The sequence below is a fragment of the Kineobactrum salinum genome, from assembly GCF_010669285.1.
In the GTDB taxonomy this organism is placed as follows: domain Bacteria; phylum Pseudomonadota; class Gammaproteobacteria; order Pseudomonadales; family Halieaceae; genus Kineobactrum; species Kineobactrum salinum.
Genome location: NZ_CP048711.1, coordinates 2,017,160 through 2,038,712 on the forward strand (window position 1 = coordinate 2,017,160; position 21,553 = coordinate 2,038,712).

Here is a 21,553-nt window from a genome sequence, read left to right on the forward strand (position 1 = left end):
GTTGACTCAGGAGTGGAGAGGTGGTCCCCGGGTCTGGCGGGGACAATAGGAACGCTGCTGCTGGGGAGCCAACTGCAGTGCGGGCAACAACAGGAGCAGGAAAAAGGCCAGCAGGGCCGGGACATTACCCGTCAGTGGTGCCGGCGGCGACGTCTTGCACAGGAGACACTCAGCGACCGGTTCGCTGATGCCGTGAGCGTGACCGGCTTCCAGGATCTGTACGCCGCCGACACACAGCAATGCCACCACGGCCAGGATTCGGGCCAGGCGGCGGCTGCGGTCTGTCAGTGTCGGCGGGTATCCCATTGGAGCACAATCAGAAACTATAACGGGCAATTATACCCGCGAAGAACCGCGCATAGCCAGCGGCTTGCAATCTGAGCAGTCATACCGGGGCCGGCGCCAGAGAAGCGATGAACCGGTCTATTGCGAGGCGCGATGCGGGTTCATCCAGGGTCGGGGCATGACCGCGATTGGGTATCTCTGCCACCACCAGGTCCGGCTTGTGGCGGCGCATCTGCGCCACACAGTCACTGCCGAGAATGTCGGAATGGTCCCCGCGCAGCAGCAGTATCGGCAGCCCGTGGATGGCGTCGAAGACAGGCCAGAGATCCGGGGGCACAGTGCTGTCGTCGCCGGCCGCCAGGGGCCGGGCTATCGCGGGATCGTAGGCCAACTCGGGTCGGCCGTCGACGTCGCGATACAGCGCACGGGTGAAATCAGACCACTGCTGCGCGCTGAAATCCGGAAAGGCAACCGCGTTGAGAGCACGGGTCTGAGCCTCCGCCTCGCCCCAGTTATTGACCGGCGATGATTTGCCGACATAGCCCTTGATGCGGGCGAGACCGGCGGGCTCAACCTCGGGTCCGATATCGTTCAGGATCAGCGCGGCGGCACGGGCCGGCTGCGCCGCCGCCATCAGCATCGCCATCAGCCCCCCATCGAGGTGCCGACCAGCAGCGCCTGCGCCACCTGTTGCTGATCAAGCAAGCTAAACATGTCCCGCACATAAGTACCGGGATGATAATTGACCGGATCGGGATCATAGCCAGAATGCCCGCGGCCGCGCTGATCCGCAACCAGTACCCGGTAGTGCCGCGCCAGCCGTGGCGCAAGACCGGCAAAGTCCGCCGAGTTGCGGGTCAGACCGTGCATGCACAGCGCCACAGGTGCCGCTGGCGTTGGGCCCGGATAGTCCCGCGCATAGAGCTGCAGGCCGTCCGCGGCGTGATACCGAAGGTCACGATACTCACTCATACTGCAACTGTGCATACTGTTGGCGCAGTTCGCGCTTGAGAATCTTGCCATTGGGATTGCGCGGCAGCTGGTCGACCAGACACAGATCCACCAGCCGCTGCTGGCGTCCCAGCCGCTGGTTGGTCCAGGCCAGCAATTCCCCGGCACTGTCCCCGGCACCGGCGCTTCTGACCACCAGCGCCAGCGGCGTTTCGCCCCAGCGCCGGCTGGCCACGCCGATCACCGCCACGTCATCCACTGCCGGATGCTGTACCAGCACCGCCTCGATATCCTGGGGATAGATGTTCTGCCCTCCCGAGAGGATCATGTCCTTTTTGCGATCGACAATATACAAAAAGCCCTGCTCGTCCATGTAGCCCAGATCGCCGGAGCGCAACCACTGCCGCCCCTGTGGATCGACAAACTCGGCGGCGCGGTTGGCATCTTCACGACCCCAGTAGCCGGGCATGGTAATGCGGCCACGGCCGGTAATTTCCCCGGTCTGGTTGGGGCCCAGTACGCGGTCGTCATCGCTGACGATGCACAGGTCCGTGCCCAGCAGGGGCTGGCCGACGGAACTCCAGCGGCCCTGGGCATCCTCCGGCTCCAGCGTGGTAATGATGCCTTCGGTCAGACCATACAGTTCGATGATACCGCAGGGAAAGCGGGCAAAGATCTCGCGCTTGAGCCCCTCGTGCAACGGCGAGCCACAGCTCATCATCGCCTGCATCGTGCTGACATCGTGATCACCATCGGCCAGGCGTTCCACCACCCGCTGAAACTGTATCGGCACCATCGCCGTATGGGTGATGCGCTCGCGGGCAACCGTTGCCAGGAAGTCGTCCGAATCAAATCTACGGTGCAGCACCAGGGTGCCGCCGGCCAGCACCGTACACAGCATCGCCACCCAGGAGATATTCGAGTACAGGCCGATGGTCAGCAGGGTGCGGGCAGCGCCGGTATAGCGCAGTGCGATGCTCAGGTCGTAGGCCCAGTCGCGGCGGGTACGGTGACTGTGGAGGATACCCTTGGGCAGGCCTGTAGTGCCGGAACTGTAAATGATATTGAGCGGCGCCTCCCCGTCCAGCGCCAGGTCGGGCAGCCCGGCCGGCTGCTGGTGACACAGTTCGGCCAGGCCGAGCCAGTCATCTGCCGCCGCTTCGGCGGCGCTCACGCGCAGCGACAGCGAGGCCGGCAGGGCGGGCAACAGTGCTTGCAGCCGCGACTGCTGGTCGGCCGATACCACCAGTGCGGTAACGCCCGCGTCCTGCAACATGCCCAGCATGGCCTCGTCGCTGACCGAGAGATTGATCGGTACCGATACTGCGCCCGCTGCCATGCTGCCGAACAGCGCCTGCAACATGGGCAGGCCATTGGACATGACGATGCCGACACGGTCGCCCGGTTTCACCCCCCGGGCCAGCAGCCCGTGGGCGAAACGGTGGTTGTCGGCACAGAATTCCGCCCAGCTCAGCCGGCTGTTTTCGAAGATTACCGCGCTCTTGTGCCCGCGCCATTTGCCATGCAGTGCCAGGATCTCCGGCAGCAGGGGCACAGGGGCTTCAAATCCAGTCACGTGACTGACTCCTGTCATTGCTGTTGGCGCTGGCGACCGTCTGCCGTTGCAGCCGCCGGCGCGCCGTCAGAACCGGTATTCCACGGTGGCGGTTACAGTGCGGGGCGGTGCATAGAAGACCGTGGTGTTGTCCTCCAGGCCCAGTTGCGAGGGGCAGCCACCGGAGCCGAAGCAATAACCTGCGGTCTTGATCTCCTCGTCCGCCAGGTTCTTGCCATGAATCCCCAGCAGCCAGCTGTCATCGCTGCTGAGCCAGACCACGCTGGCATTGAACACGTCGTGGCTGTCCTGGTCGATCACCGGTACCGGGGCTTCGAACTGGGTGACATCTCCCTTGTAGGACCAGTTGGCGCTGAAACTGATGTCACCGGCCGCCAGCCCCATCGTGTAGGTCAAGCCAATGTAGGCCATTTCTTCGGGCGTATTTTGCACTGCACGCTGATCGGAGACGTCGACTCCGTTGAACAGCCATTCCTTGATTTCGGCGTCCAGGAAACTCAATGCGAGCTGCGCACTGAGGCGCTCGGTCAGCAGCACACTGCCCTCCAGCTCAACGCCTGATATCTCCGCTTTGCCGGCATTGGTCACGGTGCCGACAAAGCCGTCGTTGACCCCGTCACCATCGCTGTCCACGCCCACTGAACCCGGGATCTGCATGTCCTGGTAGTCGCTGTAGAACACGGCGATATTGGTAACCGCGCGCCCTTCCAGCCAGGCCATCTTCAGGCCTGCCTCATAGGAGTCCAGAGTTTCGGCATCAAAGCCGCGCTCCACCTCGGGGGTGACAAAATTCGCCCCGCGAGGGTCAAAGCTGCCCGCCTTCCAGCCCCGGCTGTAGCCCAAGTACACAGTGGCATCCTCGCCCAGGGCATAGCTCAGGTTCACTCTGGGCGAAAAATCGGTATAGGTCTTGCTGGCCTCGTAGTCGCTGGTCACGGCCAGCAAGAGAGCGCTGTCGTTACCCAGGAAGGGAGAGCCCAGGCCCAGATAATTGGCGCGGAAGATATCCGCATCGCGCTTGTCCTCGGTGTAGCGGCCGCCCAGTGACAGTGACAGCTGCCCGGTCAACTGATAGGTCACGTCGGCAAACACCGACCAGGCCTCGGTGTCCACGGTGCCGCCGGTATAGGCGGTGACCGGGCCGATCTGGCCCAGCACCACGTCGAAGTCATTGGCGGCGGTAGCATCCAGGTAGTAAAAGCCGACAACGGCATTCCAGCGGTCGGCGTTGTACAGCAGCTGCAATTCCTGGCTGAACTGCTCGTTGTCGTAGATCACCGGGGCATCGAAGTCCATGACCGCCAGACCATCGAAATCAATCACTGATTCGGTATAGTCCTCCCGGTAGGCCGTGATCGATCGCAGCGTGATTGCATCGGTGGGGTCCCAGTCGACCGACAGCATCAAGCCCTCAGCCTCGACCTGGTTATTGCCATTGATGCCCGCGGTGGAGGGCCGTTCTGAAGCCCCGGCGGTGGTATCGTGCACATCGTCCAGCACCGGCACCCCACTCACAGCGCCCGGGAAGGGGCGATAACCGGCAACCGGGTTGCTCTTGTCGTCGCTGTTGTCATAGGCCAGGCGAATCAGCCAGTCCTCCGAGGGTAACCATTCGGCGCTGACGCGGTAAGCAAACAGGTCCTTGTCGTAGTGTTCCTCACCGGTGGTCAGGTTGTCGCCATAGCCGTCGCGGGTCAAGCGGGCCACCGTACCACCCAGCCGGAAACCATCGCCCAGAGGGGTGGAGGCGGTGGCCACGAGGTCGCGCTGGTTATAGCTGCCGATGGAACCTTTCAGCCGCACATCAACTTCGTCGCTGAGTCGGCGGGTAACGTACTTGATAGCGCCACCGACCGCGTTGCGTCCGTACAATGTGCCCTGGGGGCCGCGCAGTACTTCCACCCGCTCGACATCATAGATGTCCAGCAGTGCGCCCTGGGGACGAGCCACATAGACATCATCCAGATACAGGGCCACCCCCTGCTCGAAGCCCGCCAGCGGATCCTGCTGGCCGACACCGCGGATAAATGCGGTCAGCGTGGTACTGGTCGCCCGCGACGGTTCCAGCGTTACGCTGGGGATCAACTGGGCCAGCTCACTGATGTCCGCCGCACCGCGCATGCGCAGCGCCTGGCCCGACAGGGCCGTTACTGCGATGGGGACGTCCTGAAGGTTTTCCGACCGCCGTCGCGCGGTCACCAGCACCTCCTCCAGCGCCAGCGCCGGGCCCTGGGCCAGAGCGGGAGTGAACTGGGTCGCCGAGGCCAGGGATACAGCCAGGGCAATAGCGGAGCGCGGCAGGAAATTTCTCATGGTAACCACCTTATTGATTATGTCTGCGGCCGGTTGAGCCCGTCTCCGGGATCATTTTTCAACAGTTGTTGAATTATTTGGCAAAGTTATTCAACAACTGTTGAATTGTCAAGAGCCGCTGCAGGAATATTTGCGGTGGCCACCGAGCCGCGGGTCAGTAACAGCCCCAACAGGCCGAATCCCAGCGCCAGGAATATGGCGTAACTTGCCGACACTGCCGGGTTCTTGACCAGGCCAGTGAGGTTCAGGCCCAGGTGGCCGAACAGCCCCAGCAAGGCCGCCCCCAGCACTACCCACAGCGGAATATGGCGCCGCAGCAGGACCCCGAACAGGATCGGCACGATCGACGCTGCCGCCAGACCGTAGACTCCCTTCTGGGCAAACAGACCGATCAGCGGCGGCGGATTCCACGCCAGCGCCACCGCGACCAGCCCCACCAGCACCAACACCAGCCGCGACAACAGCAGCCCGTTGCCGGTGGGCCCCAACAAGGGCTGTACAATGTCATTGACCACCATCGCCGACAGCGACACCAGAATACCGTCGAGCGTGCTCATGCCCGCCGCCAACAGGGTCAGGAAAATCAGCACCAGCACATACTCTCCCCAGACCGAGCTGCCAAACTCATGCAGAAGGTATTCGCGCACCACCGTGTCCTGGGCCGGCACCTCCAGTCCCGCCAGGCGGGCGTAGAAACCAATCATCAGCATCAGCGTAAATACGGTTCCCACCACCACCGTCGTGCCGATGAACTTGCCGATATCCCGCTCGCTGCGCAGATACAGCACCTTGGTCAGGATGTGGGGCTGCAGCATCAGCGCAAAAGTCACCACAAAGCCACTGACAAATACCGAGAAAAAATCGAAGTACAGGTCGCTGCCACGGTTGAAGGCAGCGCCGTAGTCTTCATTGATCGTGCGCAGCGCCATCAGTGGATCGCCGTCGAAATACTTCCATCCCTGGACAAACAGGATCACCGTGATGCCCAGCATCATCAGCCCCTGCAGGGTATTGGTATAGGCGTGGGCATAGGTGCCCCCCATCAGCACATACGCAAACACGAACACCAGCACCAGCACCAGCGCGGTTTTCTGTTCTACCGGAAACAGGCCGGTCAGCAACAGGCTGCAGCCCACCAGGATCAGCACTACAAAAGTGATGGACAGCAGATTGATAAACGCAAAAAACAGGCTCAGGCCACGGTGGTTGTAGCGATACAGGATCCACTGGGGAATGGTCAGCGCCCTGCTGCTCTCGCCGAGCCGGAGAAAGCCGCGGGTCAGCACCAGAAAGGCCGCCAGGATCCCCAGCGAGCCGGCCAGACCGTAGTGGATGTAGGCGCTCAGGCCGTGGCTGTAGACAAACCCCGGGTTGATGACAAAGGTGGCCGTGGAGGCGATGGACGCGGCCAGAGTAATACCGATCAGATAGGGGCTCATGTCCTTGTTGCCAATCGAAAAGCCGCGGATGTCGCGGGTACGGCGCATGCCGATCCAGGACAGCCAGAACACCAGAGCCACATAGGCAGCGCTTAGCAGGTACTTGAACAGATCGGGACTCATCGGGGCGCTCTCCTGGCTTGCCGGCCCATGATTCTCCACAATTGCAGGCGCCATTTCAACAAGCGTTGAAATTTTATCTGTGCTATCGTTTCCGCTCCATCACTGATGCCGCCGCGGATGAGCAACACACGTACCCATACCAAGAGAGAACGTATCCTCGATGTCGCCGAAGAGCTGTTCGCCCTGCACGGCTATGATGGCGTCACGCTGCGCCAGATCGCCACTGGAGCGGGAGTCGATGTAGCCCTGGCCAGCTACCATTTCGGCAAGAAACTCGATCTGTTCAATGCCGTTTTCGAGCGCCGCGCCGCCTTGCTCAACAGCGCCCGGCTCGATGCCCTGAGGGCCTGTCAGGCAGCCGCGAACAGCAAGGGGCCATCCGTGGAACAGATTGTGGAGGCGTTTCTGCGGCCGCTAGAACTGGCCCAGGAAACCGGCGATCCGGGCTGGCAACACTATCTGGCGCTTATCGCCTACATCAACAATTCCCCGTACTGGGGCCCGCGGATGATGTCAAAGCTGTTCGACCACCTGGTCGAAGAATTCATTGCCGCGCTGCGCCAAGCGTTGCCGGAGGCACGGGATGAGGATATCTACTGGTGCTACCACAACCTGTCCGGGGCACTGACCCTGACCTTGGCCCAGACCGGTCGCATCGACAAGCTGTCGGGCGGCAAATGCCGCTCAGCGGATTTTGAAGCCGCCTACGATCACATGATTCCTTTCGTCGCTGCCGGCTTTCGCAAGGTCTGCGGCAAACGCAGCAGGAGCTGACAGCCACCCGGCGATCCCGGGCCGCGATACGCGGGGCCACCTGAGACCGGGACTAGAGATCCACTTCCCGCTGGAACTCCCGCTCTATCCGTTGTTGCAGCTCGTACTGCCTGATCCCCTTGTGCGCAGTGGATTCGCGCATCCGCTGGCGGTAGCGCTGGCTGCGATACTGAGCCACCAGGCGGGGGAAGCGCTCGGCCTCGAGTTCACCGGCAATCAGCGCTTCGATAAAGGCGATATCGATCCCCACCCGGTAGGCTATCCGGCTGGGGCGGATCTTGTGGGCGTGAAACTCGGCCACGATGTGCAATTGCTGTTCGCGGCTGTAGTGGCATTCGCGGGAATACCCATAGGGCGGCGATGGCGTACGGTGATCCTGTCGGGCGTTTGGCTTGTCCATGCCGCAGTTTTAGCAGCTGCCGACGCCAAAGCCAAGTCAGCGGGCACATCTGGCGTCAATTGTGTGCATTGCGTCTCCTGTTCAAAGGCTGTTGGTGTTGTTCCCGTCGTACGGCACAGGTTGGAAGGGTCTACCTGGATTTCGGACAAGTGGTATTTGGTTGGGCAGTGAACTGCCGTCCGGCACAGGCTGCAGGGGCTTCCCCGGACACGCCGCAAGTACATCCATGTAGGCTCGGCGGCGGCCGTCCGTGGCCGCCGACGGTCCGGGGAAGCCCCTGCAGCCTGTACCTGACTACCTTATATGCACTAAACACCTCACACCTATGGCGGAGAATTGGAGTGCCTCCCTTAGACTTGGCACGCAGGGAGCCCCGAGTGTCCAGGGGGAGGGTTCCGGGACCGTTGGCGACATGGATGTCGCCACCGAGCCCCCACGGACGGGTTTACGGCGCGTCCCGGAACCCTCCCCCTGGTCGCTCGGGGCGGCTTAAGAACCACCAACTCAGACTCATCAAGCGACCAGAAAGCTTGGACACCAAGCGGCAGCGAAGTGATCACCGATAAAAGCCGTCACATTGCGAGGCTATACTGGGCAGTCGAAAATCAGCCCGTCAGTGAGGTCGCAGCCATGAATGTTGCCCGTTCAGTGCCGCCAGAGACATCCGGGGGGCAAGCCAGGAGTAGGGGGTGGCTCGCCGCGGGTCTGGTTGTGCTGCTATCATTGGCCGCGATGAACACTCTCGCCCAGGCACCTATCGTGATCGCACACCGCGGCGCCAGTGGCTATTTGCCCGAACATACCCTGGCGGCCAAAGCCATGGCCCATGCGATGGGGGCCGACTATATCGAGCAGGATGTCGTCCTGAGCAGTGACGGTGTCCCCCTGGTGCTGCACGACATCCACCTGGACACTACCACCGACGTTGCCCGGCGCTTTCCGGCACGGGCGCGGGACGATGGCCGCTACTACGCGATTGATTTCAGTCTGGAGGAAATCCGCCAGCTGCGGGTGCATGAACGCCGTGCCGGTGCGACCGCTGGCGAGGCCGCTTTTCCCCACCGTTTCCCGCTCGGTCCGGGCATGATGACCGTGCCGACCCTGGCGGAGGAGATCGACCTGATTGCGGGACTGGATCACAGTCGCGGCCGTCGCACCGGTCTCTATATCGAGCTGAAGGCCCCAACTTCCACCGTGCGGAGGGCCAGGATATCGCCCGTCGCATACTCGCCGTGCTGGAGGAAAAGGATTACGCCGAGCGCAGCGACCAGGTCTTCCTGCAATGTTTCGATGACAAGGCCCTGCGCTATCTGCGCGACACCTTGCAGACACCGTTGCCACTGATCCAGCTGATCGCCGACAACAGCTGGGGCGAGGACAGCGCGGTGGACTATGACTATCTGCTGACCCCGGCAGGCCTGGATGAGATTGCGAGCTATGCCGACGGCATCGGCCCCTGGCTGATGCAGATCTACCGGGGACGAAACAGGGACGGCAGTGTACAGTTGAGCACTCTGGTGACCGATGCCCAGGCGCGGGGTCTGCAGGTCCACCCCTATACCTTCAGGCGCGACCTGCTGCCCATCGGGGTGGCGAGCTTCGAGGAACTGCTGGACATTTTTGTGCAACAGGCCGGTGTGGACGGATTGTTTACCGACTTTCCCGATCTGGTGCACGACTATCTGCAGCGCAAGCCGGTGCAGCCCGACCGCTAATATCATGTCCTTTCTCTTTGCCACATTCTAGGATGTGATCAGCACACCGCCACTGGCCAGGACGACCACGACAGCCCAGGCGGGCAGTTTCCATACGCTGAGCAGGAGAAATCCCGTCAGCGCCAGGACAAATTCGTAGGGGCCGAGAATGGCGCTGGTCCAGACCGGCTGATAGAGCGCGGCGCCCAGGATGCCCACTACCGCAGCATTGGCGCCGCGCATCAGTGCCTGCGCGCTGTCCCAACGGCGGAATCGGTTCCAGTGGGGCAGTACCGCCACCAGCAACAGCATCCCGGGCAGAAAAATCATCACCAGCGCCAGGGCGGCACCGAACAGGCTGCCGCCAGGCGGCGACATCACCGCGCCCAGATAGGCGGCAAAGGTGAACAGCGGACCCGGCACGGCCTGGGCGGCACCATAGCCGGCCAGGAACTCGTCCGCACCGACCCAGCCCGGCTGCACCACCTCGGCCTCAAGCAGCGGTAGAACCACATGTCCACCGCCGAACACCAGCGCACCGGCGCGATAGAAGGCATCCATGAGTGCCAGGATGGCGGAGGGGTTGATCCAGACCAACAGCGGCAGGCCGGCCAGCAGCACCACGAAGACCAGTCCCGCCAGGTGGCCGGTGCGAGCCGGGACGGGCAGCGGCAGTTCGTGTACCTCGGGCTCGAGGTGGACCCGACACAGCGCCATGCCGGCCAGAGCTCCGACCACGATGGCCGCTACCTGACCCGGCGGGCCACTGACCAACACCACGGTAATCACTGCGGCCAGGGCAATGCCGGCACGCCGCCGGTCGGGACAGAGATTGCGTGCCATGCCCCATACGGCGTGGGCCACAATGGCTACTGCCGCCACCTTGAGGCCGTGAATAATACCCTGGCTGACGAAGCCGTCGAGCACGGCGGCACCCAGCGCGAACAACAGCAGCAATATGGCCGATGGCAGAGTGAAGGCGGTCCAGGCCGCCGCTGCACCCCAGGGGCCGGCACGCATCAGCCCCAGGGCAAAGCCCACCTGACTGCTGGCGGGGCCGGGAAGAAACTGGCACAACGCCACCAGGTCGGCATAGGCCTGTTCGCTGAGCCAGCGGCGCCGTTCCACGAATTCGACGCGGAAATAGCCAAGGTGGGCGATGGGACCGCCGAAGGAAGTCAGGCCGAGCAGCATAAAAGCAGTGAAGACTTCCCTGATGTTCCCGGCAGGGCGTGACGTATCGCTCATCGGCTGTGGCTCCCCGGCAGCGTCCATTGGCATCGCCATGCGGCGTTGGTGGCATCCCATTTTTCAGACAATGCCGGTAATCCTCAAGATGATTTCGGCGGAGTACTGGCACCGCCTGCCACAACAGTGCATCATTTCTCCTTGCACTGCTGCGAAAAAGGAACTGCAGCTGTGCGCACCATTTGTCTGCCACAACTCCCACAGGATCCCAAGGTGACACCGAAAGTCAATCGACGCACCAAAATTGTTGCCACCATCGGCCCGGCAAGCGAATCAGACGAAGTGATTGCCCGCCTGATTCGTGCCGGCGTCAACGTGTTCCGTCTGAACTTCAGCCACGGCTCGGCCGGCCAGCACGCGGTAGTCGCGGGCCGGATCCGCAAGCAGGCAGCGCTGGCTGGCCGCTACGTAGGGATTCTGGCGGATTTGCAGGGACCCAAGATACGTATCAGCAGCTTCCGGGACGGTGCGGTACATCTGGAAGGCGGCGACCGTTTCCGGCTGGATCTGTCGCTGGGAGAGGGTGAGGGCGATGCCCACGGCGTGGGTCTGGATTACCGCGCGCTGCCCCGCAGTGTCTATCGGGGCGACACGCTGCTGCTTGACGATGGGCGGTTGCGGCTACGGGTCGACGAGGTCGAAGCCGAGGCGGTGGATTGCACCGTACTGGTCGGGGGCAAACTGGGCTCGCGCAAGGGCATCAACCGGCTTGGGGGCGGCCTGGCGGCGCCAGCGCTGACCGCCAAGGACATCGCCGACATCGACAGTCTCACCGGTGTCCGGCCGGACTTCGTCGCAGTGTCCTTTGTCTCCACCGCCGAGGACATCCTGCAGACCCGGGAGTTGCTGGCGCAGCATCAGCTGCAACCCGCCATCATCGCCAAGATTGAACGGGCCGAGGTGGTTGCAAACGAGGCCACCTTGAACGGTATCATCGACGCCTCCTTCGGCATCATGGTAGCCCGCGGCGACCTCGGAGTGGAGGTCGGGGATGCGGAGCTTATCGGGCTGCAAAAACACCTGATTTCCCGTGCCCGCAAAATGGACCGGGTGGTGATCACCGCGACCCAGATGATGGAATCGATGATCAACAATGCGATGCCGACAAGGGCCGAGGTGTTCGACGTCGCCAATGCAGTACTCGACGGCACCGATGCAGTGATGCTGTCGGCCGAAACCGCTGTCGGCAGCTACCCGGTTGAGGTGGTCGCGGCGATGGCCGACGCTGCGCTGGGCGCCGAGCGCCATCCCGTGGCGCGCACCTCGCGCTACCGTCTGGACCGGCAGTTTGAATCCGCCCAGGAAGCCATCGCGATGTCGGCGATCTATGCCGCCAACCACTACAACAAGGTACGTGGTATCGCCTGCCTGACCGAGTCGGGCACCACGCCGCTGCTGATGTCCCGGCTCAGCTCGGGACTGCCTATTTTCGCGTTGTCCGGCAGCAGTGAAACCCTGCAACGGTTGTGTCTGTGCCGGGGCGTGGTGCCGCTGTTCTTCGATGCAGGCGCGTTTGAGCAACACTCCATCGAGGCGACGGCTATCGAATTCCTTTGTGACGAGGGGCAGTTGCGCAAGGGCGATGCGGTGCTGCTGACCAAGGGCGCGGTGATGGGACAATCCGGGGCCACCAACATCATGAAAATCCTGCCGGTCGCATGATCACGCAGAAGCCACGCATGGTGGCGGATGTGGGAGGAACCAATACACGCCTGGCCCTGTTCGATCCAGCCGATGGGCAACTGCACGCCCTGCACAGCTATCCAAACAGCGATTTTGCCAGCTTCGAGGAAGTCGTGGCGAGTTGGCTGGCCACGCTCGGGGAGCCCGCCCCTGCAACCGCCTGTGTCGCGGTCGCCGCCCCGCCCGCCGGGGATCGGGTGGTCATGAGCAATGTCAGCTGGTCATTCAGCTGCCGGGAACTGGCTGGCCGCTTCGGTTTTGGCCAATTCCGGGCAATCAACGACTTCGAGGCGATTGCCCACGCGCTGCCCCACCTGCTTCCCGCGGATCGGGTAACGCTCCATCCCGGAGGCGGGTCGAACGGCTCCAGGCTGGCAACCATGGGTCCGGGCACAGGCCTGGGAGGTGCCCTGCTGCAGCGGTGTTCACGGCAGTGGCAGGCCATTGCCTGCGAACCGGGTTACATGGATCTGGCGCCCGCAAGCCCTGAGGAAGCCCGTCTCTGGAGCCTGCTGCTGCAACAGTATCCCCGGGTCTACGCGGAACTGCTGGTATCGGGACCTGGACTGCAACGGCTGTACCGGGGACTGGCAACGCTGGGTGGTACAACTCCCGAATCGTTGGCTGCCGCGGAGATTACCCAGCGGGCGTTGCAGGGCACAGATCCTGTCTGTGTCCGGGCGCTGGAATACTTCTGTGCCCTGCTGGGGGCCGCCTGCAGTAATTTCGTGCTCGCCAATGGCAGCTACGGCGGCCTTTATCTGGCCGGCGGGATCCTGCCTCGGCTGCTGCCGCTCCTGCAGTGCAGTGACTTTCACCGGCGCTTCGTTGAGCGCGACCCGTTGCGCGCACAGCTGGCCAGCATTCCCGTTTTCGTGATCACCCACACCCAGCCAGGTCTGCTGGGCGCCGCCCACATTCCATTGAATGCGTCGCCCGCGGGGGCAGCGATTGGGGCGCTGCGGCCCTGATTCGCCCCCAAAGGCGTAAAATTGCCTAAAATATTTCTTTCAGTCGCGATCCCAGCCGAGAATAGCGGTGCTACACTTTAAGCACTGAGCAATCAGTGGTATTTATGCACGTGTTCGAAGTTCCCTCAAGTTCCTCGGTACGTTGAACATAAATAATGATTAACCTCCTGGGGCCCAGACGGGCATTCCAAAGCTATACAGGTAATACATATGTCTACAGAAACCGGCACCGTTAAATGGTTTAACGAGACCAAGGGATTCGGCTTCATCGAACGCGAAGGTGGTCCCGATGTATTTGTGCATTTCAGTGCCATCAAGGGCGACGGCTTCAAAACCCTCACCGATGGGCAGAAAGTACAATTCACCGTGACCAACGGCCAGAAAGGACCTCAGGCTGAAAACGTAATTCCGGTCTAGGCCCAAAGCCTGACCTGAATAGCAAAAGGAGCACCGCGGTGCTCCTTTTTTTGTGCCAGCCTTTTTTGTGGCAGCTTCCATGGCAGAACGTTATTGCTGCCAGGGGAGCCGGGGCTTTCGGATGACCCCTCCGCCAATCAACGCGAAGTGCGCTGAGGCGGCAGCTGCAGAATGACTGTCAGCCCTCCTCCAGCTTCTTCTGCCGATCCAGCTCGGACTCCATGTAGTTGATCCACTGTTTCGCATACTGCGCGGAGCGCTCGTCGCGGCCTGCAGCGTTGAACGCTTCACGGGCCTTGGCATACTGCTCGTCGTTGAAATAGGCCATGCCCAGCACCAGGCGGGCGGTATCGGGACGTTTCACGCCGCCTCGCTGCAGCCCCTTGGTGATGGCATCGATTGCCTTCTTGTATTCATCCCCATCCAGATAGATATTGCCGAGCCGGGCGTACAGCTCTCCGTCCTCGGATTTGGCGGCAGCCTGCTCCATCGCCGGGATGGCACGATCGATTTCCTGCGCCTGCCGCCAGGCATTGCCCAGGATCTCGTAATTCCTGGACGTGCCCTCTATCGTATCGCTCTTCAATCCCTTGTCCATGACCTTGCCGGCCTTGTAGGGGACTTCGCCGTTCAGGTACAGGTAGGCCATCGTCACCTGCTCGGTGCCCTTGTCGAGCAGATCCTGTACGTAGGCAGTCTCCATCGCCGCCAATTGCTTGGCATCGCGTTTCTGCTCACCGTACATGTGAGACAGCTGCACCCAGTACTGCTTGTCGGGATAGTGGGTCAGCAATTCTTCGAGGGTTGCCACTGCCTTGGGAATATCGTTCTTGTCGAAGTACAGGAAGCGGGCCAGGTTGTACCACTGCTCACTGGGTATCTTGCCCTTTTCCTTGTGCATGTTGATGGCTTTTTCAACATTGCTCAGTGCCTTGGGATAATCATCCAGCTGGTAGTAGCCCTGGGCCAACAGCACATAGGCATTCGCGGGCGGATTGTCGGACACCGCAAACCATTCAAGCAGTGTTTCCACACCCCGGCGCCAGTTTTCCTGTACAAAGTGCAGCTGGGCAACGGTGTATTTGGTATTGATCTCCATTGCCAGCGGGATATCGGGCTGCCGGATCACGTTCTCGTAGGCTTCCAGCGCCTTGGCATAATCCTCACGGGAATAATGAATGAATGCATACAGGTTGTAGACATTGGCCAGCTCATAGCTGTTGAGCTCGTTCTTGCCACCTGCGCTGAGCATGCCATCCAGCACCCGGGCCGCGGCATCGAAGTTTTCCTCTTCGGCGGCGGTCTGGGCTTCGGAAAGTTTTTCATAGACCTGGTTGCGCAGCGCCGGGGTGCGCCGCGTCTCGCGCTGATCCGCCTCGCCTTTCTGGGCAGAGGCACTGGCGAAAGGCTGCGCCCCCAGATCGGATTGAAGCTGGGTAACGGCGACCTGCGCGACGGTTACCGGCAGTGCCAGCAGCGCAGCACGCAGCCAGGGGCCGGAATTGGACAATCTCATCATCTCACGCTTCCTAGTCTTCCAGCTCATAGGTGAACTTGTTCTGGACGCCGGCCACTTCAATCGGCTCGCCATCCACCACCCTGGGCTTGTACTTGAACTTTTCCGCGGCCCTGACCGATGCGCTTTCGAACACGCCCGACGGCTGGCAATCCACCGCCTGCGGATCCCGTATCGAGCCGTTGCGGGTCACGGTATACTCGACAATACAGTAGCCGGTGATGCCCCGCGTCTGGGCCCGGCGCGGATAGACCGGCGCCACCTTCACGATCGGCAGGTATTCGCCGTCAGCACTGCCGATACCGGTGCCCCCCACATTGAGATCAACGCTGGCCCGCGGCGCAGTGTTGACAACCTCCATCTCCATGTCCATGTCGACGTCCGGAGTGTCCATGTCCGGCGGCGGCTCGTCCGGATCCTCGACCTTGTCCGGTTTCTGCTCCTTGACCTGGGTGTCGATTTCACGCTCGGGCATGTGAATGTCGGCCAGCTTGCGGGTATCCGTCTCGTCGAGCTCGGGATCAGCACTCGCTATCAGGTACTGCATGATGAAGAACAGGCCTCCGGCGACGGGAATCGCCAGCAGTGCCCCGACCATCATCCTCAATACATTGCGATTCATAATGGCTTACTTATCTTCAGTTGACAGGGACACGTCGTAAACGCCGGCCTCTCGGGCCGCGTCCAGCACCGCCGCTACTGTCTCGGTGTTTGACTGGTTATCCGCCTGGATAACCACCGCGCCCTTGGGGTTTTCCGCGTGCAGGCGTTCGATATTGGCACGTACCGCGCGCACATCGATACGGCGCTTGTCCATCCAGATCTCGTTGGTGGCGTTGATGGCCACGAGAATGTTGACGTTGTCCTTCGGCTCGGAGGTGGAGGCTTCGGGCCGATTGACCTCAATACCGGCCTCCTTGATAAAGGAGGCGGTTACGATGAAGAAGATCAGCATGATAAACACGACGTCCAGCATGGGCGTCAGGTCGATCTGGGCTTCATCTTCCGCAGCTGCTCGATTATTCCTGCGCATTGAAATAGCTCTCTCAGTGATCTGTTGTCAGGTTGTCAACCAGGAACTCGCTTTCGCGCGTGGCGACCCGGGTGACGTAGGTGTTGGCAAACACGCCCGACAGGGCGGCGACCATGCCGGCCATTGTCGGGATTGTGGCCCGCGATACCCCACCGGCCATCGACTTGGCATCGCCACCACCGGTGACCGCCATGATGTTGAACACCTCGATCATCCCGGTCACGGTCCCCAGCAGCCCCAACAGCGGGCACAAGGCCACCATGGTCTTGATGACGGGAAGATACTGGTTGATCTTCTGTCTCGCTTCCGAGATCAGCTTCTCGCGGATCTGGTGGGCCTCCCAGGAACGGCGCTCGGAGCGCCCCTCCCAGGTGGAAATCGCGTGCGCGGCATCATTCTTCCAACCCGCCTTGAAGTACCAGACCCGTTCGAAAATCAGCATCCACATGAAGAACAGCAGGATTGCGATCAGCCAGAGTACGTTGCCGCCCATGTCCATGAAGCGGGCAACGGCCTCATAAGCGCTATCGAACCAGTACATATTACTTCCTCAGGTTACCTTCAGTGTGCTCGGCGATAATACCCGTGGTCTGCTCGTTCAACAGGTGGATGATGCGCTGGGCGCGGCCATTCACAATGGTGTGCAGCAGCACTGTCGGGATCGCTACCAGCAGACCCAGTACTGTGGTCACCAGGGCGCCGGAAATACCGCCCGCCATGGCCTTGGGATCGCCCGCACCGAAAATGGTAATCGCCTGGAAGGTTACGATCATACCGGTCACCGTACCCAGCAGACCCATTAGCGGGGCCACTGCAGAGATAATTTTCAACAGGGTAAGACCGCTTTCCAGCCTGGGAGTTTCCTTCAGGATGGCCTCGGAGAGTTTCAGCTCCAGGGTTTCGGTGTCCATGCTGGGATTGTCTTCGTGTACTTTCAGTACCCGACCCAGAGGATTATTGGTATTGGCCCTGTCGCTCTTGAGCTGGCTGTTCACCTTCGAGCTCACGCTTGTCAGCACAATCAGGCGCCAGATAGCCAACAGGAAGGCAAAGGCACCGACTGCGGTGATCGCGTAGCCGATGTAGCCACCCTGGTGCCAGCGCTCCTCGAGATCCGGGCTGTTGATCAGCGCGGCCAGGTAGGAACCGCCGGTGGGACCGGTGGGATCGACGCCAAACTTTTTCATGCCGTCTTCGCCGGTGGCAGCGACGAGTTCCTTCGCCCAGCCGAGATAGGGGCCGGATGGCTGGCGGGCCAGCTCTTCCAGCGTACCCTTGTTGGGAACGTACTGGAGATACCTGCCGTCTTCGGACACGACATTGAAGACGCCGACGCGAACCACACGCTGCTCGACCTTGTCGCCAGTGGGCTTGGCCACTTCGGCATTGAAGGCGACCACCTTGCCGGACTCGGTCATCTCACGCTGCAATTCGAACCAGACCCGCTCGATTTCCTCGATGCTGGGCAGGCGCTCGCTGCCGCTCATTTTCTTAATCAGGTTGTCAAGAAACTCTTGACGATCCGGGAATTCTGCGCTGGTCAGCGAGAACTCCAGATTGGAGGACAGGTCACCGGCGGTGGAGGTCAGGTGCCCGAACAGCTCTGCGAGCGTACCCAGCCGCTCGCGTAGCGCCTCCTGCTTCTGCGTGATCAGCAGGTCGTTCTCTTCGAAGGTGGCCTCCAGCTCCGAGGACAGGTTTTCCTGGCGGGTGCGCTCGGCCTCCGCCTCTTGCAGCATGTTGGCCTGTTCGGCCTTGGCAGCGGCGAAGCGCTGCTCACGCTCGCGGTTTTCCCGCGCTTCAGTGGTCTGACCCTGCCTGACGAAATCCAGCAGCTGGTCCAGTGATTGCGCCTCTTGCGCCACCGTCGACCCGGTTGCGAGCGCCAATGAACCACATAGGGCAAATGCCGCGGCCTTTACACATTTCATACTCATTTACTTAGCCTCCGGCGCCGGTACAGGCAGGTTCATCAGATCAATCGAAGCTTCGTTGCGCGCGATCCGCAAGCCCTTCATGATGGCGTTTCGGTACTCGCCTTTGTCCAGCGCGACCCAGGAACGGCTGTCCTGGTCCCAGGCGCCCGACAGTTCGGTATCAGTGGTCTGGTAGACCAGTGCGATGCGGCCGATACGCAGGAAATTGACATCCCGGTCCTGGCCATCGATGTCCACGCTGCCTTTATAGGCATCGAGCTTGCGGCCGTATTCAGTCTCGATCTTGTAGGCTTCCAGCACCTGGCGGAATTTCTCCGCGACGGTGACATCGTCCCGGTCCAGGTTGGCGCGCAGGAATTCGATGCGCCGGCGACGCTCTTCCATGTGGAAGGGCACGTCCAGCTCAACAAACTGCTCCAGTCCGTCGATCATCCGTATGACCAGTGGTGTCATCTGGCGCTGGATAACAGTGACCTGCTCGATCGACTCGTCGATATCCGTGATCCGCTTTTCCTGGTTGTCGATCTGGCGCTGCAGGCGGTTGTTGTAGACCTTGAGGCCGTCGACCTGCTTCATCACGCTCTTGTAATCGGTCAACAGGTCGCGGGTCTCGTCCGCGAGCCGGTCAATCTTGGCCTGTGATTCGCGGGCGGCCTGGTTCTTGGCTTCCCCGACCTCCAGGATGGAGTCCAGGGTATTGGCTTGCACCGCAACCGCCGTACCCAGAAGGGCACCGACAGATACCAGTGCAGCGATCAATACGTTCTTCAATCGATGCATAGTCATGGGAATTGGGCTTCCTATTTTCCAACAGAGTGATTCAAAGCTGAGACAGCGTGACTCGGTACAACGTATGTAAGTAGTGGAATTTTTTGAGTCGGTAAACCGAGGGCTGGAATTTAAACCCAGAACCGCGGCATTTTCAATCAATGGGCAACAGCAGTCTGTGTATTTCTTGAATACGTGTCAATAGGTTACACAAACTTCCCGTATCACCGAATCAAGGTAACACTTATCCATCGCAAATCAATCAACTTCCCGAATCGGTGCGCTCATAGACCACGAAGGCATAATTGAACGGGTTTGGTGATTCTGCACCATGCTCTTCGCGGCGCAGTTCCCGCCATTTGGCCCAGTCTACGGGCGGCAGCCGGGTATCTCCATCCACGCTTGCGTGCACTTCGGTAACGTAGAGCCGCTGCGCCAGCGGCAAGACTTCCCGGTAGATCGCGGCGCCGCCTATCACCACTACCTCCCCATTGTGCGCCAATTGCTCTGCCAGCGCCAGCGCCGCTGCGATGGAATCCACCACGGCGACTCCGGCAGGGGCAAACTCCCGATCCCGCGACACCACGATATTGCTGCGCCCCGGCAGGGGTCTGCCAATGGACTCGAAGGTCCTGCGCCCCATGATCACAGGCTTGCCCAGCGTAACGCGCTTGAAGTAGCGCAGATCCTCGGGCAGATGCCAGGGCAGGCCGTTGTCGCGCCCGATGACGCCGTTGGCCGCTACGGCCACCATTATTGCCAGCTCCATCACCGCGGCCCTAGACCGCGACGGGCGCGGCAATGGCCGGCCAGGGGTCGTAGCCCAGCAGGCTGAAATCCTCGAACCGGTAATCATAGATGCTCGGCGGACGGCGCAGGATTTCCAGCCGTGGTAGCGGTCCGGGGCTGCGGCTCAACTGCTCCCGAACCTGCCGCAAATGGTTGCTGTAGATATGGGAATCGCCGGTACAGATAATGATTTCGCCGGGCTCCAGGTCGCATTGCTGTGCCAGCATCAGGGTCAGAACCGCCACGCTCGCGGTATTGTAGGGCAGACCGAGGAAGGAATCGCTGGAACGGATCAGCAACTGGGCCGACAGCCGGCCATTGGCAACATAGAACTGATACAGCAAGTGGCAGGGTGGCAGCGCCATCCGGCCGGCCCGCACGTTGTCCTGGGGGCTGATTTTTTCGTCCGGCAGGAACTCCACATTCCAGCCGTGAAACAGAATGCGGCGACTGTCCGGGTTGTTGCGCAGGCAGTCGATGACATAATCGATCTGGTTGACGCTGCCGCCGTCGCGAGTGGGCCAGGCCGTCCATTGGGCGCCGTAGATGGGTCCCAGGTCACCGCTCTCGGTGGCCCATTCATCCCAGATACTGACTCCGTTCCGCTTCAGCCAGCCAATATTGGTGTCGCCGCTCAAGAACCAGATCAACTCGTTGATAATGCTCTTCAGATGCAGTTTCTTGGTTGTCAGCAGCGGGAAGCCATCGGCCAGGTCGTGGCGGAACTGGCGGCCGAACACGGACAGGGTGCCGGTGCCGGTGCGATCAGCCTTGGGCGCGCCGTTGGCGAGTATGTCCTGCAGCAGATCCAGATACTGTCTCATTTTGACACCCCCCGGCCGCAGGCTGTCTGCGGTAGGCCCACACCATCAGGAACAGGCCCAGCGCGATCATCGGCAGGCACAGCAACTGGCCCCTGGTGAGCCAGCCAAAGGCGTGGAAACCGATGTGGGCATCCGGTTCCCGGAAAAATTCGGCGATAAAGCGCAGGCAGCCATAGCCGGCGCAGAACAGCCCGGCCAGCGCCCAGGTGGGGCGCGGCCTGGCACTGAACCACAACAGGATCAGGAACAACAACACCCCCTCCAGCGCGAACTGGTAGAGCTGGGACGGGTGCCTGGCCAACTGCAGCGGATCCGCCGGGAACACCATCGCCCAGGGTACGTCCGTGGGCCGCCCCCACAGCTCCTGGCCGATGAAATTGCCCAGCCGCCCCAGCGCCAGCCCCATCGGGGTCATCAGCGCCGCCAGATCCAGCACTCCGCCAAACGGCAGATTCCGGCTGCGGGAAAACCAGTACATCGCGACGATCACACCGATCAGACCGCCGTGGAAGGACATGCCTCCCTGCCATACCCGCAGCAACCACAGCGGATCTTCAGCCAGGCGTTCACCGCCATAGAACAGGGCATAGCCCATCCTGCCACCCAATACCACGCCCAGCGCACTGTAGAAGATGAGATCGTCCACCTGTTCACGGCGCACGGGGACGTCCGGGCGGGCACAGCGACGTACGCCCAGCCACCAGGCGAAGGCCAGTCCGGCCAGATAGGCGAGTCCGTACCAGTGGACCTGGACAGGGCCCAGCGAAAAAGCAACGGGGTCAATATCGGGATAACGCAGCATAGTATCGGTC

The 21,553-nt window shown here is 61.4% G+C and carries 23 protein-coding genes; 6 read left to right on the forward strand and 17 right to left on the reverse strand.

Going from position 1 to position 21,553, the window contains the following annotated elements:
• Window positions 1-6: 6 nt before the first annotated feature.
• From G3T16_RS08635 to G3T16_RS08655, 6 genes are all read right to left on the reverse strand, one after another.
• On the reverse strand, window positions 7-306 hold the full coding sequence (locus G3T16_RS08635) for a hypothetical protein (protein ID WP_163494697.1): 300 nt from the start codon (window positions 304-306) through the stop codon (window positions 7-9).
• Window positions 307-385: 79 nt separating this feature from the next.
• Window positions 386-931, reverse strand: coding sequence for an alpha/beta fold hydrolase (locus G3T16_RS21075; RefSeq protein ID WP_197911971.1), 546 nt, complete (start codon window positions 929-931; stop codon window positions 386-388).
• A complete protein-coding gene (locus tag G3T16_RS21080; RefSeq protein WP_197911972.1) occupies window positions 931-1,257 on the reverse strand; it encodes an alpha/beta fold hydrolase in 327 nt (108 codons plus the stop codon). Before G3T16_RS21080 ends, G3T16_RS21075 begins: the two co-directional genes overlap by 1 nt.
• Window positions 1,250-2,812, reverse strand: coding sequence for a class I adenylate-forming enzyme family protein (locus G3T16_RS08645; RefSeq protein ID WP_232059319.1), 1,563 nt, complete (start codon window positions 2,810-2,812; stop codon window positions 1,250-1,252). Before G3T16_RS08645 ends, G3T16_RS21080 begins: the two co-directional genes overlap by 8 nt.
• 66 nt (window positions 2,813-2,878) lie before the next feature.
• Entirely contained in the window at window positions 2,879-5,125 is a 2,247-nt protein-coding gene (locus G3T16_RS08650; protein ID WP_163494699.1) for a TonB-dependent receptor, read from the reverse strand.
• Window positions 5,126-5,211: 86 nt separating this feature from the next.
• Window positions 5,212-6,687 carry a sodium:solute symporter family transporter gene (locus G3T16_RS08655; protein WP_163494700.1) on the reverse strand — a complete coding sequence of 492 codons (1,476 nt, stop codon included), beginning with the start codon at window positions 6,685-6,687 and terminating at the stop codon, window positions 5,212-5,214.
• Window positions 6,688-6,804: 117 nt separating this feature from the next.
• Between G3T16_RS08655 and G3T16_RS08660 the strand changes: the two genes are divergently transcribed.
• Window positions 6,805-7,461, forward strand: coding sequence for a TetR/AcrR family transcriptional regulator (locus tag G3T16_RS08660; protein WP_163494702.1), 657 nt, complete (start codon window positions 6,805-6,807; stop codon window positions 7,459-7,461).
• A 52-nt stretch (window positions 7,462-7,513) separates the two neighbouring features.
• Here G3T16_RS08660 and G3T16_RS08665 read toward each other — a convergent pair whose 3' ends face one another.
• On the reverse strand, window positions 7,514-7,861 hold the full coding sequence (locus G3T16_RS08665) for a hypothetical protein (protein WP_163494704.1): 348 nt from the start codon (window positions 7,859-7,861) through the stop codon (window positions 7,514-7,516).
• 711 nt (window positions 7,862-8,572) lie between these two features.
• Here G3T16_RS08665 and G3T16_RS22435 point away from each other — a divergent pair.
• Window positions 8,573-9,205 carry a glycerophosphodiester phosphodiesterase family protein gene (locus G3T16_RS22435; protein WP_269473276.1) on the forward strand — a complete coding sequence of 211 codons (633 nt, stop codon included), beginning with the start codon at window positions 8,573-8,575 and terminating at the stop codon, window positions 9,203-9,205.
• Complete coding sequence (locus tag G3T16_RS22440; protein ID WP_269473277.1) at window positions 9,094-9,576, forward strand: glycerophosphodiester phosphodiesterase family protein; 483 nt, start codon at window positions 9,094-9,096, stop codon at window positions 9,574-9,576. Before G3T16_RS22435 ends, G3T16_RS22440 begins: the two co-directional genes overlap by 112 nt.
• Before the next feature lie 27 nt (window positions 9,577-9,603).
• Here the strand turns inward: G3T16_RS22440 and chrA are convergent, their stop codons facing one another.
• Entirely contained in the window at window positions 9,604-10,803 is a 1,200-nt protein-coding gene (chrA, locus tag G3T16_RS08675; protein ID WP_163494706.1) for a chromate efflux transporter, read from the reverse strand.
• A 213-nt stretch (window positions 10,804-11,016) separates the two neighbouring features.
• On the opposite strand from chrA, the gene pyk reads away from it, so the two are divergent.
• From pyk to G3T16_RS08690, 3 genes are all read left to right on the forward strand, one after another.
• Entirely contained in the window at window positions 11,017-12,465 is a 1,449-nt protein-coding gene (pyk, locus tag G3T16_RS08680; protein ID WP_163494707.1) for a pyruvate kinase, read from the forward strand.
• Entirely contained in the window at window positions 12,462-13,457 is a 996-nt protein-coding gene (gene glk / locus G3T16_RS08685; RefSeq protein ID WP_163494709.1) for a glucokinase, read from the forward strand. Before pyk ends, glk begins: the two co-directional genes overlap by 4 nt.
• 210 nt (window positions 13,458-13,667) lie before the next feature.
• Complete coding sequence (locus G3T16_RS08690; RefSeq protein ID WP_163494710.1) at window positions 13,668-13,874, forward strand: cold-shock protein; 207 nt, start codon at window positions 13,668-13,670, stop codon at window positions 13,872-13,874.
• A gap of 178 nt (window positions 13,875-14,052) precedes the next feature.
• Here G3T16_RS08690 and G3T16_RS08695 read toward each other — a convergent pair whose 3' ends face one another.
• From G3T16_RS08695 to lgt, 9 genes are all read right to left on the reverse strand, one after another.
• Complete coding sequence (locus tag G3T16_RS08695) at window positions 14,053-15,393, reverse strand: tetratricopeptide repeat protein (protein WP_332102879.1); 1,341 nt, start codon at window positions 15,391-15,393, stop codon at window positions 14,053-14,055.
• Between the two features lie 10 nt (window positions 15,394-15,403).
• Window positions 15,404-16,012, reverse strand: coding sequence for an energy transducer TonB (locus tag G3T16_RS08700; protein WP_163494712.1), 609 nt, complete (start codon window positions 16,010-16,012; stop codon window positions 15,404-15,406).
• 6 nt (window positions 16,013-16,018) lie between these two features.
• A complete protein-coding gene (locus G3T16_RS08705) occupies window positions 16,019-16,423 on the reverse strand; it encodes an ExbD/TolR family protein (RefSeq protein ID WP_163494714.1) in 405 nt (134 codons plus the stop codon).
• 13 nt (window positions 16,424-16,436) lie between these two features.
• The gene (locus G3T16_RS08710) at window positions 16,437-16,964 is read right to left on the reverse strand and encodes a MotA/TolQ/ExbB proton channel family protein (RefSeq protein WP_163494715.1); all 528 of its coding nucleotides are present in this window, start codon (window positions 16,962-16,964) and stop codon (window positions 16,437-16,439) included.
• Between the two features lies 1 nt (window position 16,965).
• Window positions 16,966-18,360, reverse strand: coding sequence for a MotA/TolQ/ExbB proton channel family protein (locus G3T16_RS08715; RefSeq protein WP_163494716.1), 1,395 nt, complete (start codon window positions 18,358-18,360; stop codon window positions 16,966-16,968).
• Window positions 18,361-19,146 (reverse strand): DUF3450 domain-containing protein, encoded by a 786-nt coding sequence (locus tag G3T16_RS08720; protein WP_163494717.1) that lies wholly within the window; start codon window positions 19,144-19,146, stop codon window positions 18,361-18,363.
• 244 nt (window positions 19,147-19,390) lie between these two features.
• Window positions 19,391-19,897 carry a dihydrofolate reductase gene (locus tag G3T16_RS08725; RefSeq protein WP_163494718.1) on the reverse strand — a complete coding sequence of 169 codons (507 nt, stop codon included), beginning with the start codon at window positions 19,895-19,897 and terminating at the stop codon, window positions 19,391-19,393.
• A 10-nt stretch (window positions 19,898-19,907) separates the two neighbouring features.
• On the reverse strand, window positions 19,908-20,741 hold the full coding sequence (locus tag G3T16_RS08730) for a thymidylate synthase (protein ID WP_163494719.1): 834 nt from the start codon (window positions 20,739-20,741) through the stop codon (window positions 19,908-19,910).
• Window positions 20,683-21,543 carry a prolipoprotein diacylglyceryl transferase gene (gene lgt, locus G3T16_RS08735; RefSeq protein ID WP_163497030.1) on the reverse strand — a complete coding sequence of 287 codons (861 nt, stop codon included), beginning with the start codon at window positions 21,541-21,543 and terminating at the stop codon, window positions 20,683-20,685. Before lgt ends, G3T16_RS08730 begins: the two co-directional genes overlap by 59 nt.
• Window positions 21,544-21,553 lie beyond the last annotated feature (10 nt).

What these genes read in the sequence shown, in the direction of transcription:
- G3T16_RS08720 (WP_163494717.1), bottom strand. Translation starts at nt 19,146, where the DNA reads ATGACTATGCATCGATTGAAGAACGTATTGATCGCTGCACTGGTATCT.
- G3T16_RS21080 (WP_197911972.1), bottom strand. Translation starts at nt 1,257, where the DNA reads ATGAGTGAGTATCGTGACCTTCGGTATCACGCCGCGGACGGCCTGCAG.
- chrA (WP_163494706.1), bottom strand. Translation starts at nt 10,803, where the DNA reads ATGAGCGATACGTCACGCCCTGCCGGGAACATCAGGGAAGTCTTCACT.
- G3T16_RS08690 (WP_163494710.1), top strand. Translation starts at nt 13,668, where the DNA reads ATGTCTACAGAAACCGGCACCGTTAAATGGTTTAACGAGACCAAGGGA.
- G3T16_RS08730 (WP_163494719.1), bottom strand. Translation starts at nt 20,741, where the DNA reads ATGAGACAGTATCTGGATCTGCTGCAGGACATACTCGCCAACGGCGCG.
- G3T16_RS08705 (WP_163494714.1), bottom strand. Translation starts at nt 16,423, where the DNA reads ATGCGCAGGAATAATCGAGCAGCTGCGGAAGATGAAGCCCAGATCGAC.
- G3T16_RS08635 (WP_163494697.1), bottom strand. Translation starts at nt 306, where the DNA reads ATGGGATACCCGCCGACACTGACAGACCGCAGCCGCCGCCTGGCCCGA.
- G3T16_RS08665 (WP_163494704.1), bottom strand. Translation starts at nt 7,861, where the DNA reads ATGGACAAGCCAAACGCCCGACAGGATCACCGTACGCCATCGCCGCCC.
- G3T16_RS08725 (WP_163494718.1), bottom strand. Translation starts at nt 19,897, where the DNA reads ATGGAGCTGGCAATAATGGTGGCCGTAGCGGCCAACGGCGTCATCGGG.
- glk (WP_163494709.1), top strand. Translation starts at nt 12,462, where the DNA reads ATGATCACGCAGAAGCCACGCATGGTGGCGGATGTGGGAGGAACCAAT.
- G3T16_RS08700 (WP_163494712.1), bottom strand. Translation starts at nt 16,012, where the DNA reads ATGAATCGCAATGTATTGAGGATGATGGTCGGGGCACTGCTGGCGATT.
- G3T16_RS08650 (WP_163494699.1), bottom strand. Translation starts at nt 5,125, where the DNA reads ATGAGAAATTTCCTGCCGCGCTCCGCTATTGCCCTGGCTGTATCCCTG.
- G3T16_RS08710 (WP_163494715.1), bottom strand. Translation starts at nt 16,964, where the DNA reads ATGTACTGGTTCGATAGCGCTTATGAGGCCGTTGCCCGCTTCATGGAC.
- G3T16_RS08715 (WP_163494716.1), bottom strand. Translation starts at nt 18,360, where the DNA reads ATGAGTATGAAATGTGTAAAGGCCGCGGCATTTGCCCTATGTGGTTCA.
- G3T16_RS21075 (WP_197911971.1), bottom strand. Translation starts at nt 931, where the DNA reads ATGGCGATGCTGATGGCGGCGGCGCAGCCGGCCCGTGCCGCCGCGCTG.
- G3T16_RS08655 (WP_163494700.1), bottom strand. Translation starts at nt 6,687, where the DNA reads ATGAGTCCCGATCTGTTCAAGTACCTGCTAAGCGCTGCCTATGTGGCT.
- G3T16_RS08660 (WP_163494702.1), top strand. Translation starts at nt 6,805, where the DNA reads ATGAGCAACACACGTACCCATACCAAGAGAGAACGTATCCTCGATGTC.
- G3T16_RS08695 (WP_332102879.1), bottom strand. Translation starts at nt 15,393, where the DNA reads ATGATGAGATTGTCCAATTCCGGCCCCTGGCTGCGTGCTGCGCTGCTG.
- lgt (WP_163497030.1), bottom strand. Translation starts at nt 21,543, where the DNA reads ATGCTGCGTTATCCCGATATTGACCCCGTTGCTTTTTCGCTGGGCCCT.